Below are 14,917 nucleotides of genomic sequence, written 5' to 3' on the forward strand. Positions count from 1 at the left end.
TTGCACGATAAACTTCTTAGGAATTTCGGATGGGTACGGCTGTATAATGCTGTTTCATATTTGGAAGAATGCTAGCATTGGCGATTTCATGCGAGAAAGGACAAATTTGGACTGAGGCATTGCTTCGTTGGGCTATGAACAAAGTGTTGGCGAAGGGTGTGCCTTGGCTCATCGGCAGAGCTTCCGCTTCAAATCCAAGGCTGCCCAACAAGGCCGACCAGTCCGCCGCCGGACGGTAGGTCAGCGACTGGCGCCAGTGGCCCCGTATGACGCTGGCGATCCGTTCGGCCCAGCGGGTGATCTGGAAGGGCAGGCCACCCTCGGCGTCGGCCTCCCGCAAGAGCAAGATGCCGCCCGGTGCCAGCGCGTTGGCACAACGGGCGAGCACCGTCGCCTGCTCGTCCGGCTGGAGGTAGAGCAGCACGTCCAGGATGACGATGGCGTCGCAGGGCGGCAGGTGGACGCTGCGGATGTCGCCCTGCAAGACGGCGTCGGTGCCCAGTGCCGCCTGGGCGATCCGCACCCGCTTCGGCGACAGCTCGACGCCCTGGACGGTGAGGGTGGCCGGTGGAGCGGGCCAACCCGCCGGCCAGTCGCCGCCGGCATGCCGCTTGGCCGCCGCGCGCAGCAGAGCCGTGAGCACTCCTTGGCCGCAGCCAAGGTCGAGCAACCTTCCATGGGTGGGCAGCAACTGGTTTCGCAAAAGGTGGTGGAAGACAGGATCACCCGCCAGCTTGCCTTTGGTGAAATGCCACGCATAGCGGCCACAGCGGCGATAAGGGCGGGCGGCAGCGGCGACCAGATCACGGAAGACGGCGTCAGTCATTGGCCACGACCTCCAGCGAAACCGCCGTCAGCCTGCGAGCGGTCAGCGTGGCGAGCAAGTGCGGCAGCACCGTGAGCACCACGGGCCGCCCATCTGCGTCGCGGGCGGCGGAGCCGTCATGCAGCATCAGCAGGTCGCCGGCGGCGAGATTGCGGACGAGGCGCCGCTCCACCCCTACCGGGTTGCGCCGTACCGCGTCGTAGCCGCGGCGGGTCCAGGTCGCCAGACGCAGGCCGAAACTGGAAAGGGCAGGCTCTAGAAGCGGATTGCGCAAGCCGGCCGGCGGCTTGAAGAAGCGGGGCGGCCTACCTGCCAGGTCGGTCAGGATACGCTGCGCTTCCCCCACCTCGCGGCGGATGGCACGGATGCCCATCGCGGCGAAGCGGTGCGAATGGTGCCAGCTGTGGTTTTCCACCGTGTGGCCGCGGCCGACGATGGCTTGGACGAGAGCGGGGTGTCGGGCGGCCCGTTCGGCGATGCAGAAGAAGCTCGCCTTGGCCTTTGCGTGGTCCAGCAGGTCGAGGACAGCAGGCGTCACGTCAGGATCGGGGCCGTCATCGAAGCAGACGCCGACCTGACCGAGCCGGGCATTCTCCGCCGGCAGGCGGCGCAGGTTGGGGCCGAGCAGGCAGCTTCGGGGCCAAAGCCCGATGGCGCCGAGCAGGGCGTGGTTGCTGGCCACCGCGCCCAGCGTCCATGGCCATGCGGTGGGCAGGGCCGCCGTAGCAGCCAGGGCTGCGACATGCAGAGCGGCTGATGCGTGGAGCAGGGGCGATGGCGACCAGCGGTGCTCAGTCATGGTTCGCACCCTTCGGTCCAAGCACCGCCGCAAAGGCGAGGCAGAGAAAGGCGCCGATGGCGACGGTCATGCCGATGCCGTGCAGCACGGGAATGCCGGAAAAGGCCAGCGTCCCGAAGCCGATGACGGTGCAGAAATTGGCGATGGCGACAGAGGCGACGGTGCGCTCCCGCAATGCAGGGGATGGCTCCGGCCGCTCGAACAGCAGGGAATAGTTGGAACCGACGCCGACCACCAGCAGCAGGCCCACCAGATGGAAGATCGTCAGCGTCTGGCCGAGTGCCGTCACCAGCGCCATGGTGATGACCACCGCCGCGGCCAGCGGCATCACTGCCGCGACCAGTGCGCGGATAGAACGCAGAGCCGCCGCCAGCAGCGACGTGATGGCGATGGCGCCCAGCACGGCCAGCGTCAGCGCCTCCTCCCGATAGGTGCGGTAGAGGTTGTTGGACTCCACCTTCAGGTTCAGCAGGATGGCGCCCCGTACAGCCGGGGCACCGGACAGCCGGGTGGAGAGCGCCTGCGGATCGGTCACGCCGCGCAAAGGCAGCATGGTGGTCCAGCCGATACCGGTGCGGACCAGCAGGGATTCGAACTTCAGCTTCAGGCTGGTGCCGTCGAGGCTGGCCGGGGTCAGCAGCGGCTGGGTCCGTGCCCTCTCTGCGTCGGTCAGGAATGGGACGAAGGCATCAGGGCGGAAGGGCAGGCCGTGCAGGGCCTGGGTCAGCGAGGTCCGCAACTGGTCGGGTGGCGGCAGGGCGGCTTGGCGGGCCCGTTGGGTGGCCTGGCTCGGCAGGGTGTGGGCGGGGGATTCGTAGCCGGCGATCAGGTGGTCGCGGGTCAGCGCCTCCAGCGGGGCGGCCAGCCGTTCGGTGGCGGTCAGCGCGTCCTCCATCGTGGCGGCGCTTATCACCAGCAGATGGCCGGCGTCGGGGGCGCCGAGGTCGCGGCGCAGCGCCTCGTCCAGCCGCTGGTCGGCCTCCGTTACTGGGCTGAGGCTCGACAGTTCGGCCGACCAGATGTTGGAGCCCTGGTAGGCCAGCCAGGCCAACGCCAGCAATGTCGCGGCCAGCAACGGCAGCCGTAGGACCGGTGCCGCGCTGGTCAGGGCGGTCAGCAGCGGGGCCATCCGGGCCGGGCGTTCTGTCCCATAGCCCTTCGGCAGCAGGGTCGGCAGCACCCAGCGGGTGACGGCCAGCGCCACCAGCAGTCCGGTGATGGAGAAGAGGCCCAACTGCGCCAGTCCGCTGAAGCTCGAGAACAGCATGGTGCCGAAGCCGACGACGGAGGTCGCCACCCCCAACAGCAGCGTCGGCCAGATGCGCAGAAGGGTGCGACGCGCCGGGCTGCCCGGCTGGGTCTGGGTGAACAGATAGATGGCGTAATCGACACTCTCGCCCAGCAGGGTGATGCCGAAGCCCAGCGTGATGCCATGAACGGTGCCGAAGCCCAGACCGACGGCGGCGATGCCGGCCAGTGTGCCGGTCGCCGCCGGCAGCAGCGCCAGCGCCAGGACGCGCAAGGAGCGGTAGACCAGCAGCAGGACACCGGCCACCAGAGCCGTGGCGATGATGGAGGACCGGGTGGCGTCCGCCTCGATCCTGTCGCGGGTCTGGACGGAGAAGACAGCCGGGCCGGTCATCACCAGTCGGGCGGTGCCGGCGGTGCCTTTTGCATCGGCGAAGGCGCTGCGGATCAGGTCGAGCGTCTTCTGCTGGGCATCCATGTCGAAGCCGGGGGCGGCGGTCTGCACCAGCAGCAGCGCCCGCGCCCCGTCGGCAGAGACCCAGACGCCGTCACGGCTGGCCGGGCCGCCGGCGTCGCCCAGCATGCGGTCGGTCAGGCGCAGGATCTCGGCGGTCGGATCGGCGGGAAGCGCCTGCTTCAGCGCCATGCCGGCCGGCGATTGTAGGAGGCGCAAGTCGTTCTGAAGCGCCTCGCGCAGCCCGTTCGCCGTGAAACGGTCGCGGGTGACGCCGGGGCTGAGCAGATAGCGGTTGGTCCAGACATAGGCACCGTCGGCGCTGCGCCCGGTCCGCTCGCCATTCTCCACCGTCGCGACCAGCGGGTTGCCGCGCAGCCGTTCGGCAAGGGCGCGGCTGAATCCTGTCAGGCGATCCGGCACGTCGCCCTCGATGCCGATCAGGATCAGGCGGGAGACGGCGCCGTCGCGCAGCTGGTCGACCAGCAATTGCTGGGTGGAGGAGGGGGAGCGGGGCAGGAAGGCGGACAGGTCGGCGGTGACCGGCGTGCGCGCCACCAGCAGGCCGCAGGCGATCAGCCCGGCGAGCCACAGCGCGACGCCCCATCCGGCGCTCCATCCGGTCCTGCGCACCCCTTCGGTCATGCCGGGTCCGGCTGGATCGTCATGATGGAGCGGTCGCCGTCGGCCTGGAGAACCTCGATCCGGCGGATGTTGGCGTCGCGGCCGGCGATGACGATGCGCTGGACGGTCCGACGTGCCTCTTCCGCCCGCGGGGTCAGCTGCATGCGCCAGTCCTGCGGCGTGCCCTCCAGCGCCACCTCGTAGAAGCGCATGATGGTGGGGACGTCGCCACGCAGGGTGGAGCGGATGCTCTCCACATAGGTCTGGATTTCCGGCATGGCGGAGACCGACAGCGTTCGGGACGTGCCGTCCCCCTGGGTCAGCGTCAGGCGGTCGCCGTCCAGCCGCAGGCTTTCCGCCTGGGGTTGGAGGGTGCGTTTTTCCAGGATATCCGGCCGGCGGTAGGTCAGGGTGCCGCTGCTTTCCAGCGGGGTGGTCAGCAGGCCGACCTCGCGTGTTTCGGCGAAGCGCGCGTTGGAGCTGCCAATCCGGGCGAAGCGGGCGAACAGATCCTCCAGGCCCCAGGGTTCGGCCGCTTGCGATGGGACGGCCCCCGCCAGAAGGAGGGCGGCGATACCCGCGAGAATTGGGCGACGGGCCGGTCTATTTCCAGAAATCATAGAAATTGAACCAGTTGTAGGGGGAGGACAGGGCATGCTGCTCCAGCCGGTCGGCGAAGCGTCCGGCCGCCCAGCGCACAAGGCCCGGCCGGTCCTGCACCGGCACATCGGAAAAGTCGGCGATGCGCTCGAAATGGACGTCGTAGCGCCGGCCACCCTGGTACAGCCCGACCATCAGAACCACCGGTCGTTTCAGCATCGCCGCAAGCTGGAAGGGGCCGAGCGCGAAGCCGGCGGGCTGGCCGAGGAAGGGCAGGCGGACCTCCTCCTCCCCATCCAGGGTGCGGTCGGCCAGCATGCCGACGAAATGGCCCTGGTCCAGCCTTTCGCGGACGCGCAGCATCGAATCCGGCCGGCCCAACCCGATCACCTCCATCGACAGCAGCGGGTTGATGGCGTTGAGGACCGAATTGATCTTCCTCGCATTCTCCTCATACATCACCAGGCTGACGCGCAGATCCCGCTGGCGGTGGCCCAGCATGCGGATCGCCTCGAAGCTGCCCATATGGGCGCCGAGCAGCAGACAGCCCTCCCCCGCTGCATCAGGTCGATGACGATGTCCTCGCCATGGACGCGGATGTCGAAATCGTCGGACTGGTCGTTCAGGAAGAAGACGCGGTCGAGCAGGCAGGCGGCGAAGACGTGATAGTGGCTGAACAGGTCGCCGAAGCCGGGCGCACGGCCCAGCGCCTTGGACAGGAACAGCGCCGACGCCCGGCGCGGCTTGCGCGAGAACAGGACGAAGTAGAGGCAGATCGGATAGAGCAGCAGCCGCGCTGCCCGACGGCCGAGCCGCAGGGCGATCCAGACGATGAACTTGATGGCGGCGGTCGTGCTGCGTTCCGGCCGGTTCATCCACTCCTTGCGGCGGCGTCGGTGTGGTGGCGGCGCGATGGGGGAGGGTGTGGCGTCGGCCCGAGCTTCACCGGTCGGCTTGGCGCGCAGGGGGAGCTTCATGATGCGATGCTGCCAACAATGAGGGTGCAGTTCATCACGGGACGGCCTCCCACGCTGCCGGTGAAGGCGATGCCGGTGAAGGCGATGCCGCCGGTCGCGGTGGCCTGCCATTCGATCCGCATGCACTCGCCGGGGCGAACGGGGGACAGGAACTTGGCAGCGCGCAGGCGGCAGGGGCCGGATGCGAGGCCTTCCGCCGCCGCGATGGCGGTCAGGGCGGTGTCGAGCAGGACCGCTCCGGGGATGACCGGGTTTCCGGGGAAATGGCCGGCGGCGGTGGGATGGTCGGCGGGGAAGTGGATGTCGGTCTGCTTGGGCACGGCGGCGGCACCTAATCTGGACGGCTGTCGTCGAGCATCCGCAGCAAGGCCTCGCGCGGCAGCTTGCCGGTCGGGTTGCGTGGCAGGGCATCGACGAAGCGCAGGGGGCGCGGCAGGAAGATCGGGTCGATCCGCTCGCGCAGGCGGGCCAGCAGGGTCTCGGCGGTCAGGCCGGGGGCCACCACCAGGGCGGCGAGGCGGATGGTTCCGCTTTCCCCGTCCCGCGGCATGAAGAAGACGCCGTCCTTCACCCCGTCCACCGAGTTCAGATGGTGGTTGAGGAAGGCCAGCGAGCTGCGCTTACCGGCGATGTTGACCTGATCGGCGGAGCGGCCATGCAGGACGAAGCGTGTGTCGCTCTTCAGTTCGATCACGTCGGCCAGCAGGGTCTCGCCGTCGAGGAAATCGCCGGACGCCCAGGTTCCCTGTTCGTCCTGGCGCAGGCGGATGCCGTCGATGCACAGCCAATCCGCCGTGGCGCTGGTTCGGCGGACGGCGAGCTGTCCCGTCTCCGAACAGCCGTAGATTTCGTGCAGCGGGGCGCCCAGCCGGGCTTCGGCGTCGACGGCGAGCTGCGGCGCCAGCGGGGCGGTGGCGCAGAGGATGAAGTCGAGCGGCGGCAGATCGCCGCCGTCGGCCAGCAGGGCCTGAAGATGGACCGGCGTGGTCACCAGCATACGACGGTCGGGCAGGTCGGCGAGGCTGGCGGCGATGTCGGCCGGGAAGAGGGGGCGGCCGGCGTGCAGCACCAGACCATGCTGGATCGCCAGCAGGATGACCGACTCCAGCCCGTACATGTGCTGGTGCGGCACGGTGCCGACCAGGCCTGCGGGGCCGAGCTTTGCGACCTCCAGTGCAGTGCCGGCGCCATGGACGCTGCGAACCAGGGTACCCCAGCTTTTCACCTGCGGCATCGGCCGGCCGGTGGAGCCGGAGGTGAATGCGATGGCGGCCACCTGATCGGCCGGGAAGGCGAGGTCGCCGTCGAAGGGTGAACCGGTCAGGCTGTCGAGACCACCGGGGGGAAGCGCCTCGATGCAGGTCATGCCGGGATAGGCGGCGCCGGTATCGGTCAGGCAGATCAGGCCGGGATAGCTTTCCTCCAGCTGGCGCAGCGTGGTCGGTGTGTCGTTGGGAGGATGCAGGCTGATCTGCCGGCGCAGCAGGGCCGCACCGAGACCCACGGCGAAGCCCAGCCGGTCACCGCACAGGTTCAGCAGATAGGCGCTGTCGGGCAGGCGGCGGGCCAGATCACGCACGGCGGCGAGGTAGCCGCGCACCGTCACCGGTTTGCCCTCATGCAGGGCGAACAGATCGTCGGGGCCGCCGTGGCGCAGCAGCGGCAGGCGGGTGGTGGACAGCATCGTCATGAGTTTGGCCGCTCCGAAAAGACGCGGACGACGTCGGCGAGGGAGCCGTGTGAGTGGTTCCGGAATTTGCGCAGTCGGTAGGCGTATTCCGTCAGGAACATCGCCGCAACCAGCGGCAGGTCGAGGACGTTGATGAAGAAGGACCAGACCGCCGGCGGGGCGACGCAGAACAGCAGGGCCGACATCGCCAGCTGGCCGGCGAAGAACAGGCACCAGGCGACGGTGACGCGGCGGGTGTAGACCAGCATCCCGTCTGTCAGGCTGCCGCGGATGCGCCGGGCGATCCAGGTGATCAGCGGCTCCCGCCCGGCCAGCAGGGTGCGGCCGAACAGGGCGAGCAGCCCGACATAGATGGCGGCATGGCTGATCGCCGAGGCGGCCAGCAGCCCGTCGCGGGCGGAACGCCAGGACAGGCCGAACAGGGCGATGGCGCCGGCCAGTGCGATCCAGCGGAAGCGCGGCACGGCGCGGCCGACCGCCAGCCCGGTAACGCCTGCCTGCACCAACGCCAGGGCCAGGGCGGTTTCGGCGTCCAGATCGGCGACGATGGCGCCATGGACCAGCAGGGGATAGAGCGCGAAGAGCGACAGGCCGACGCCCGCCGCGGTCCCACCCCTGGTCCAGGCGGCGGCGGACGGCATCAGGCGGCTTTGAGCTGCTGGATGTGGCCGTTCAGGGTGCGCAGCGAGGCGAAGATCCTGGTGTTGTTCTCGTCATCCGCCCGCAGCTTCACCCCGTAGCTCTTGGAGACGGCGAGCGCCACCTCCAGGATGTCGATGGAATCGAGGCCAAGCCCTTCGCCATAGAGGGGGGCGTCCGGGTCGATGTCTTCCGGGTCGGCTTCCAGGGTAAGGGTGTTCACAATCAGCGTCGCCAGATCAAGTTCGGCTGGCGACAGGGTCTTCAAGTCACTCATCATGCCTCGCTAAAGCAACGCCTGTAACTCCTGGGATATTCTACCCCTTTTGGTGTAACCATTAGGTATAGAATGCCGTATTGGAATGACAGGATTCGCAATTTCGGACTTCACGATAGCTACGCACCCGTGGTGGCGCCATCATTATTTTGGAGTGATCAATTTGTTTTGTTAAAGATTGATTTGTTTATAGGGGGTGTCGGCCAGCGTCCTGGCCGGCGGGCGGGGCGCACCGTTGAATGTGACATTTGGAACGCCATGGAACAGTTTTCGGTGGGGTGTTCAGTGTTCCATGCAGAAGCGGAAAACGCCCTCTCCCGGGGCGGGAAAGGGCGTTTGGAAAGGGCGCAATTGAGGGCAGGCCGACCCGAAAACACTAAACCGGGGTCGTCGGCCGGACCACCGAAAGCTTCAAAATCCTGCCTGACTCAGATCACGATCCCGGCGAGGGCGGGGCTCTGGTCAAGGGTGTCGGCGAGGGTTTCGAGCATGCGGCGGCAGTCGTCGCGGCCGATGGGGGCGCCCAGGCAGATGCGCAGGGCTTCCGGCGGGGGGCCGGCGGTCAGGAAATTGTCGCTGACGGCGGCGGCGATGCCGGCGTTGCGCAGATACGCGGCGAATTCCCCGCGCGTCCAGGCTGGCGGCAGGCCCAGCCACAGATGGAACCCTTGCGGATGGGCGGTCACGCTGGCCGGTGGCAGCAGGTCGCGTGCCAGACGCTGGCGGGCCGATGCCTCCGTCCGGATGGCGGTCAGCAAAGCGTCGGCGGTGCCGTCGGTGATCCATTGGGTGGCGATGGCGGCCGGGACCGGCGGGGTGCCGAGGATGGTGGCGCGCTGGGCGGCGGCCAGCCGCATCGCCTGACGGTTGTCGGGGGCGGCGACATAGGTGATGCGCAGGCCGGGCGCCACGCATTTGGCGAGGCCGACGACATGGAAGGTCACGTCGGGCGCCGATGCCGCGATGGGCGGCGGTGCGTCCTGCGGCAGCACGCCGTAGATGTCGTCCTCGATGATCGGAATGTTGTGGTCGCGGGCGATGGCGGCGATGGCGGTCCGGCGGTCCGCCGGCAGGGTGGCCGTGGTCGGGTTGTGCAGGGTGGGGGTGCAGTAGAGCGCCTTCGGGGCATGGGCCGCCACCGCGGCGCGCAAGGCGTCGGGGTCCAGGCCGTCACCGTCCATCGCCACCCCGATCACCCGCAGGCCGAGCTGGCGGGCAATGGCCTTGAAGCCGGGATAGGTCAGCGCCTCCGTACAGACGGTGTCGCCGGGGCGGGTCAGCATGCAGAGCAGGGCCAGCAGGGCGGATTGCGTGCCGGGGCAGACGACGATGCGGCCGGGATCGTCGAGGGTCGGCAGTCGCTTGGCGAGCCAGCGGGCACCTGCGGCGCAATCCTCCTCCGCGCTGCGGAAGCCGGCGCCGGCCTCCGGATAGCGCAGCAGCGCCTGCGGATCGAGCCGCAGCATGGCCTGGGCCAGGCCGCTGCGCATGCGGTCCAGCAACTTCGGCGAATCGGGCAGCGGCGGCTGGTTCATGGTCATGTCGATGACCGCGGCCGGGGCGGTGGGGAGTCGGCGGGGCAGGGGGGGCTGGAGCGGCGGCCTGGTCGGCGCCGTGTCCTGTATGCTGACGAAGGTGCCCTGGCCGACACGGGCGTCGAGCAGGCCGCGGCGGCGGGCCTCGCTGTAGGCGCGGCTGACGGTGGTAAGGTCCACGCCCAGCCGGTCGGCGAGCACCCGTTGCGGCGGCAGGCGCTGTCCGGCCGCCAGCCGGCCGGCGGCGATGTCGTCGGCCAGGGCGTCGGCGATGGCGAGATAGACGGGCTTGGCGCGGCTGGTCAGGTCGGGCTGCCAGATGGCGATGTCCGATGGGTCGGCTTGCCCTGCGTGCTCGGATTGCATGGATGTCCTGACCGTTCCCTTGCCTGTATGCGGTGGCGCCATCGGCATCATATGTGCGTTTGGATGTGGGGGCCATCCCTTCTCCCCCGCGGGAGAAGGGGATTTTGATGGGGGCTGGTCAAGGCGCCAGGAAGACGCTGTCGTGTCCGGCCGGCTGGCCGGCGCCGGTGTCGGGGGTCAGGGTGACGGTCACCGGGGTGGAGGAGGCCGCCAGCGCCGTCTGCGGCACGCGGACCTGGATGCGGTAGGTCTCCACCGCGTTGGCGCGGGCGGAGAGCGACAGCTCGGCGGTCTCGGTACCGTCGCCGGACAGGCTGAGGCTCGCCTGCGGCAGGCCGGACAGGCTGAGGCGATAGTGGCGTTCGGTCAGCGACATGTTGGAAATCTTGATGGTGTAGGCGTTCTGGATGCGGCCGTCGGTGAGCGTGACGAACAGCGGCGCCCGGTCGCGCAGGACGGAGACGTCGTTGCTGGATTTCAGCGCCAGCGCGATCGCCATCACCCCGCCGACCACGACCAGCATCAGGCCGTAGACGATGGTGCGCGGCCGGATCAGGCGGTAGCGGGCGGGCGGGGTGCCGGCGGCCTTCGCCGCTTGAGCGGTCAATGTGTCGAAACGGATCAGATCGCCGGGCCGGCCGATGCGGGCCATAACGTCATTGCAGGCGTCGACGCACAGGCCGCAGCCGATGCATTCCATCTGGATGCCGTCGCGGATGTCGATGCCGGTCGGGCAGACATGCACGCACTGGCCGCAGTCGATGCAGTCGCCATGGCCCTTATGCGTGCGGGTGTCCCAGCCCTCGTTCTTGCGCAGGGGCGCGCGCCCCTCGCCGCGCCACTCCTGATAGGTGACGACCTGGCTCTCCTCGTCCAGCATGGCGGCCTGGATGCGCGGCCAGGGACAGACGTAGAAGCACATCTGTTCGCGCATGAAGCCGGCCATGGCGTAGGTGCAGGCGGCGATGAACAGGACCGACCCGGCGGCCAGTGCCGAAGCATTGAAACGCAGCAGATCGACGGCAAGGGACGGCGCGTCGGTCAGATAGGCGATGCCGAGGAAGCCGGTGACCAGCGAGATCGCCAGCCATGCCGCATGCTTGACCGTCTTCTTCGCCAGCCAGCCGGCGGTCCAGGGATGCTTGTCCAGCCGGATGCGGTCGCCGCGGTCGCCCTCCACCCGCCGCTCCACCCAGACGAACAAGTCGGTCCACACCGTCTGCGGACAGGTGAAGCCGCACCAGACGCGCCCGCCCAGTGCGGTCGCCAGGAACAGCCCGATGGCGGCGATGATCATCACGCCGGTGATGTAATAGACATGCTGAGGCCAGAGCTGCAGGGCGACGATGTAGAAGCGCTGGCTGCCCAGGTCGAACAGCACGGCCTGATCGGGCAGCCCCGGGCCACGGTCCCAGCGCAGCCAGGGCAGAACGGCGAACAGCGCCAGCAGCACCACACCCAGCACCGTCTTCACACGCCGGTATCGCCCGCGCACCGACTTGGGATGGATCTTGCGGTGAGGGGCATAAGCCGGCGGCGGGTCCGGATTGGCGGCCGCATGGTCGGGGCGGCGGGTGATGATGGGCGCATCGCTGGGCATGGATCACCTGGCACGAAGAAGACGTCCGGCCACCTGCCCACACCGATAGGCGTATGGAGAGGCAGCCATCCGACGATGAGGTTTGTATGGGTAAATCGTACGGATGTGACAAGGGGATTGTAGGGTGATTGTGGCTCGTGTGGGCTGGATGCGGCGGTGTGTCGCATATTTGTATGGATTTTGTTCTCCGGGAATCCATGCATTGTGATGGCTTGCCAGGGAATTGCGGATGGCCGCATGCCACCTTTCCGCCGCCTGCCATTGTCGGACGGGAGTCGCGCCGCACATTGTCGTCGACCGGAGACGACCATGTGGCAGGCCCGATGAGCGGAAAGCGGAACAGGACGGCAGCGGACAGGAACACGTCATACAGGGACACCAGGGATCCGTGCATCGGGCTCTGCCGTTTCGGCGGGGACGGTACCTGCCGGGGCTGTCACCGGACAAAGGCGGAGGTGAAGGGCTGGAAAAGGCTGGGCGACGCAGCCAAGGCGGCGATCAACGCGAGGATCGGGGCTGGGATTCGGCAGGGTGTCCAGGCTGCCCCGGCCGAGGGAAAGGCGCCGCGCAAGCGGCTGCGCAAGCTCGACAAGAAGATCGGCAAGCTGGAGGCGAAGCTCGCACTGCTGCGGGCGGAGCGCGGTCGGGTGGCGGATTCCGCTGGTCAGACGCTCGAAAGCTCTAGGTAAAATTCGGCCGTTCCGCCTAGCGGGAGGCCACGCTCAAGGCTGCTATAAAGCTCGTTCGTGCAGACACTGAACAGAGCAAGCAGGCGTCAATGCCAGGGCCAGCCGTCCGCCATGGGAGCCTGTGCAACAGGATCGAAGCAGCAGGCGGCCCGGTCCGCAGGCTGGGTGCCGTCCTGTGGCTGCTTCTGGCCCCGCAGGCCGCACCGGCCCAGACGGTCGAGGATCTGTCGACCTTGTCGATCGAGGAGCTGGGGGCGATCAAGGTCACTTCGATCTCCAGGCGGCCGGAACCGTTGAGCGACGCGGCGGCAGCGGTCTATGTCATCACGGCGGAGGACATCCGGCGCTCCGGCGCCACCAGCCTGCCCGAAGCGCTGCGGCTGGCCCCCAATCTCGAGGTCGCGCGGCTGAACACCGCCGGCTACACCGTCACCGCGCGCGGCTTCAACTCGCCGGAATCCTCCAACAAGCTGCAGGTGATGGTCGACGGCCGCAGCGTCTATTCGCCGGTCGCTTCCACCGTCTTCTGGGAAGCGGTGAATGTCCCCCTGTCGGAGATCGAGCGGATCGAGGTGGTCAGCGGCCCCGGCGGCACGCTGTGGGGCGCCAACGCGGTCAACGGCGTCGTCAACGTCATCACCCGCTCCGCCGGCGACAGCACCGGCGGCTTTGCCGAGATCGGCGCCGGGTCCGGCGAGCGCAACGGCACGCTGCGCCATGGCGTGAAGACGGCGGATGGCAAGATGGCGTTGCGCGGCTATCTGACCGGCTTCGACCGGCGCAGCAGTTTCGCGGTGACGCGGGGCGATGCCTCCACCGACGCCTTCGACGGGTCGCAGGCCGGCTTCCGGCTCGACGGAACGGTGGCAGGGGGAGCGGCGTCCTACACCCTTCAGGGCGATCTGTATCGCAACCATACAGAGTGGCTCGACACCACGCTTCATGGCGGGAACCTGCTCGGGCGCTGGACGCACAAGCTTGGCGACGGGTCGTCGGTGCAGCTCCAGACCTATTACGACCAGCAGAACCGCGATTATCTGGTCGCTACCGACCGGGTGCAGACCTTCGATGTCCAGGCCCAGCACAATGTGGCGCTGGGCAGCCGGCACCAGCTGGTCTGGGGCGCGCAGTACCGGGTGTGGCAATCGGCCTTCCGCTCCCTCGTGGCTTTCGGATTTCCGGACGAGGACAAGACCATCTCGCTGGGCAGCCTGTTCGCGCAGGACGAGGTGACGCTGGCGCCGAAGCTGAAGCTTACGGTCGGGATGAAGGCGGAGCACAACAGCTATTCCGGTTTTGACCTGCTGCCGAATCTGCGGCTCGCCTGGAGGCTGTCGGATGCGCACATGCTGTGGACGGCGGTCAGCCGGTCGGTGCGCACGCCGTCGCGTGTCGACCGCGAGCTGTCGGGTGGCGGCATCCTGGCCCCCTCGCCGGATTTCCGGTCGGAGCGTCTGACCGCTTACGAGATCGGATATCGCGGCCAGCCCACCGCCAACAGCCGGGTGGCGCTGTCGGCCTTCTACAATGTCTATGACGACCTGCGCACCACCAGCCTGACCAACGGCGGCCTGCCGATCATGCTGCGCAACGACATGGAGGGAAGCACCTATGGCGTCGAAGGCTGGGGCAGCTACGGGGTGGCCGGCTGGTGGACCTTGCAGGCCGGGGCCAACTGGCTGCACAAGAGCCTGCGGCTGAAGCCGGGGGCAAACGACCTGTCCAATTTCCAGGCCGCGGGGCAGGACCCGGCCTATCAGCTTCAGCTGCGCTCGCGGATGAACCTGACGCCGGAGGTGGAGTTCGACGCCACCCTGCGCCGGGTCGGCCGGATCGCGGTATCGAACGTCCCGGCCTATACCGAGGCCGACCTGCATCTGGGCTGGCACGTCACCCCGGCGCTGGAGCTGTCGCTGTTCGGCCGCAATCTGCTGCATGCCCGCCATCTGGAGGCCTACGACCCGTCCAACACCACGCCACGCGCCATCGGGCGGAGCGTCTATGCCCGCATGCGGGTGGGGTTCTGAGCGTGGAGGAGCGGCTCATCCGCTGGTGCGGTGCCCTGGCGCTGGGCCTGGCGCTGGCGCTGGCCGGTGTGCCGGGGGCAGGGGGAGGGGTTGGCGCGGCGTCGGCGGAACCGCTGGAGGCGGCGGTGAAGGCGACTTTCCTCTACAAGTTCATCGCCTTCGTCAGCTGGCCGCAGACCGCCTTCGCCGCGGCGGACAGCCCGTTCCGCCTGTGTGTGGAGGGAAGCGATCCGTTCGGCGAGCTGCTGGATCGGGCCGTCGCCGGGCAGAGCGCCGGCGGCCGGCCGATCGAACTGGTGCGCCGGCCACAGTTTGAAAAGGGGGCCGGCTGCCATGTGCTGTATGGGACGGCGCCGATGGATCGGCTGCGCGGCGAGCCGGTTCTGACGGTCAGCGATGCCGACGCGCCGGGCGGATCGGGTGCCGGGGCCGTTATCACCTTCATGCTGCGCGAGGATCGGGTCCGCTTCGTCATCGACGCGGCGGCAGCCCAGGACAACCGGCTGGCGATCAGCTCCAAGCTGATGAGCCTGGCGGTTCGGCAATGAGGAAGCGGGAGGGGGCGA

General features: G+C 68.4%; 15 protein-coding genes and 1 pseudogene. 4 read left to right on the plus strand and 12 right to left on the minus strand.

Features of this window, described 5'->3' with window-relative positions; all coding sequences use genetic code 11:
• Positions 1–16: 16 nt before the first annotated feature.
• The 12 genes from E6C72_RS23560 to ccoG form a co-directional block, all read right to left on the minus strand.
• On the minus strand, positions 17–826 hold the full coding sequence (locus E6C72_RS23560) for a class I SAM-dependent methyltransferase (RefSeq protein ID WP_109084204.1): 810 nt from the start codon (positions 824–826) through the stop codon (positions 17–19).
• A complete protein-coding gene (locus E6C72_RS23565; RefSeq protein ID WP_109084203.1) occupies positions 819–1,625 on the minus strand; it encodes a polysaccharide deacetylase family protein in 807 nt (268 codons plus the stop codon). Before E6C72_RS23565 ends, E6C72_RS23560 begins: the two co-directional genes overlap by 8 nt.
• Entirely contained in the window at positions 1,618–3,972 is a 2,355-nt protein-coding gene (locus E6C72_RS23570) for an MMPL family transporter (protein ID WP_109084202.1), read from the minus strand. Before E6C72_RS23570 ends, E6C72_RS23565 begins: the two co-directional genes overlap by 8 nt.
• On the minus strand, positions 3,969–4,571 hold the full coding sequence (locus E6C72_RS23575) for a LolA-related protein (protein ID WP_109084201.1): 603 nt from the start codon (positions 4,569–4,571) through the stop codon (positions 3,969–3,971). Before E6C72_RS23575 ends, E6C72_RS23570 begins: the two co-directional genes overlap by 4 nt.
• Positions 4,555–5,052 carry a hypothetical protein gene (locus E6C72_RS32035; protein ID WP_247882175.1) on the minus strand — a complete coding sequence of 166 codons (498 nt, stop codon included), beginning with the start codon at positions 5,050–5,052 and terminating at the stop codon, positions 4,555–4,557. The genes E6C72_RS23575 and E6C72_RS32035 overlap by 17 nt, the downstream gene beginning before the upstream one ends.
• Complete coding sequence (locus tag E6C72_RS32040) at positions 5,010–5,528, minus strand: hypothetical protein (RefSeq protein WP_211100508.1); 519 nt, start codon at positions 5,526–5,528, stop codon at positions 5,010–5,012. Before E6C72_RS32040 ends, E6C72_RS32035 begins: the two co-directional genes overlap by 43 nt.
• Complete coding sequence (locus E6C72_RS32045; protein WP_199228671.1) at positions 5,525–5,848, minus strand: hypothetical protein; 324 nt, start codon at positions 5,846–5,848, stop codon at positions 5,525–5,527. Before E6C72_RS32045 ends, E6C72_RS32040 begins: the two co-directional genes overlap by 4 nt.
• 11 nt (positions 5,849–5,859) lie before the next feature.
• Positions 5,860–7,218: an AMP-binding protein gene (locus E6C72_RS23585; RefSeq protein WP_199228670.1), complete on the minus strand. Its 1,359-nt coding sequence runs from the start codon at positions 7,216–7,218 to the stop codon at positions 5,860–5,862.
• Entirely contained in the window at positions 7,215–7,859 is a 645-nt protein-coding gene (locus E6C72_RS23590; RefSeq protein WP_109084199.1) for a hypothetical protein, read from the minus strand. The genes E6C72_RS23585 and E6C72_RS23590 overlap by 4 nt, the downstream gene beginning before the upstream one ends.
• Positions 7,859–8,116, minus strand: a complete 258-nt coding sequence (locus E6C72_RS23595) for a phosphopantetheine-binding protein (RefSeq protein ID WP_305764655.1) — start codon at positions 8,114–8,116, stop codon at positions 7,859–7,861. The genes E6C72_RS23590 and E6C72_RS23595 overlap by 1 nt, the downstream gene beginning before the upstream one ends.
• A 446-nt stretch (positions 8,117–8,562) precedes the next feature.
• Positions 8,563–10,035 carry a PLP-dependent aminotransferase family protein gene (locus E6C72_RS23600; protein WP_109084198.1) on the minus strand — a complete coding sequence of 491 codons (1,473 nt, stop codon included), beginning with the start codon at positions 10,033–10,035 and terminating at the stop codon, positions 8,563–8,565.
• A gap of 118 nt (positions 10,036–10,153) precedes the next feature.
• Complete coding sequence (gene ccoG / locus E6C72_RS23605) at positions 10,154–11,635, minus strand: cytochrome c oxidase accessory protein CcoG (protein WP_109084197.1); 1,482 nt, start codon at positions 11,633–11,635, stop codon at positions 10,154–10,156.
• Between the two features lie 323 nt (positions 11,636–11,958).
• Here ccoG and E6C72_RS32380 point away from each other — a divergent pair.
• The 4 genes and pseudogenes from E6C72_RS32380 to E6C72_RS23620 form a co-directional block, all read left to right on the plus strand.
• Positions 11,959–12,087, plus strand: a pseudogene (locus E6C72_RS32380) (DUF1289 domain-containing protein); the annotation flags it as partial.
• 3 nt (positions 12,088–12,090) lie between these two features.
• A complete protein-coding gene (locus tag E6C72_RS32385; RefSeq protein WP_247875492.1) occupies positions 12,091–12,324 on the plus strand; it encodes a hypothetical protein in 234 nt (77 codons plus the stop codon).
• 89 nt (positions 12,325–12,413) lie between these two features.
• Positions 12,414–14,351: a TonB-dependent siderophore receptor gene (locus E6C72_RS23615; protein ID WP_109084195.1), complete on the plus strand. Its 1,938-nt coding sequence runs from the start codon at positions 12,414–12,416 to the stop codon at positions 14,349–14,351.
• Positions 14,352–14,353: 2 nt separating this feature from the next.
• A complete protein-coding gene (locus E6C72_RS23620; protein WP_199228669.1) occupies positions 14,354–14,899 on the plus strand; it encodes a YfiR family protein in 546 nt (181 codons plus the stop codon).
• Positions 14,900–14,917 lie beyond the last annotated feature (18 nt).

It is taken from the genome of Azospirillum sp. TSH100 (genome assembly GCF_004923295.1).
Taxonomy (GTDB): Bacteria; Pseudomonadota; Alphaproteobacteria; order Azospirillales; family Azospirillaceae; genus Azospirillum.

Coding starts and splice junctions, on each gene's coding strand:
- E6C72_RS23590 (WP_109084199.1), bottom strand. CDS start 7,859: ATGCCGTCCGCCGCCGCCTGGACCAGGGGTGGGACCGCGGCGGGCGTC.
- E6C72_RS23565 (WP_109084203.1), bottom strand. CDS start 1,625: ATGACTGAGCACCGCTGGTCGCCATCGCCCCTGCTCCACGCATCAGCC.
- E6C72_RS32040 (WP_211100508.1), bottom strand. CDS start 5,528: ATGAAGCTCCCCCTGCGCGCCAAGCCGACCGGTGAAGCTCGGGCCGAC.
- E6C72_RS32035 (WP_247882175.1), bottom strand. CDS start 5,052: ATGCTGGGCCACCGCCAGCGGGATCTGCGCGTCAGCCTGGTGATGTAT.
- E6C72_RS23600 (WP_109084198.1), bottom strand. CDS start 10,035: ATGCAATCCGAGCACGCAGGGCAAGCCGACCCATCGGACATCGCCATC.
- E6C72_RS23560 (WP_109084204.1), bottom strand. CDS start 826: ATGACTGACGCCGTCTTCCGTGATCTGGTCGCCGCTGCCGCCCGCCCT.
- E6C72_RS23585 (WP_199228670.1), bottom strand. CDS start 7,218: ATGACGATGCTGTCCACCACCCGCCTGCCGCTGCTGCGCCACGGCGGC.
- E6C72_RS23575 (WP_109084201.1), bottom strand. CDS start 4,571: ATGATTTCTGGAAATAGACCGGCCCGTCGCCCAATTCTCGCGGGTATC.
- ccoG (WP_109084197.1), bottom strand. CDS start 11,635: ATGCCCAGCGATGCGCCCATCATCACCCGCCGCCCCGACCATGCGGCC.
- E6C72_RS23615 (WP_109084195.1), top strand. CDS start 12,414: ATGCCAGGGCCAGCCGTCCGCCATGGGAGCCTGTGCAACAGGATCGAA.
- E6C72_RS23570 (WP_109084202.1), bottom strand. CDS start 3,972: ATGACCGAAGGGGTGCGCAGGACCGGATGGAGCGCCGGATGGGGCGTC.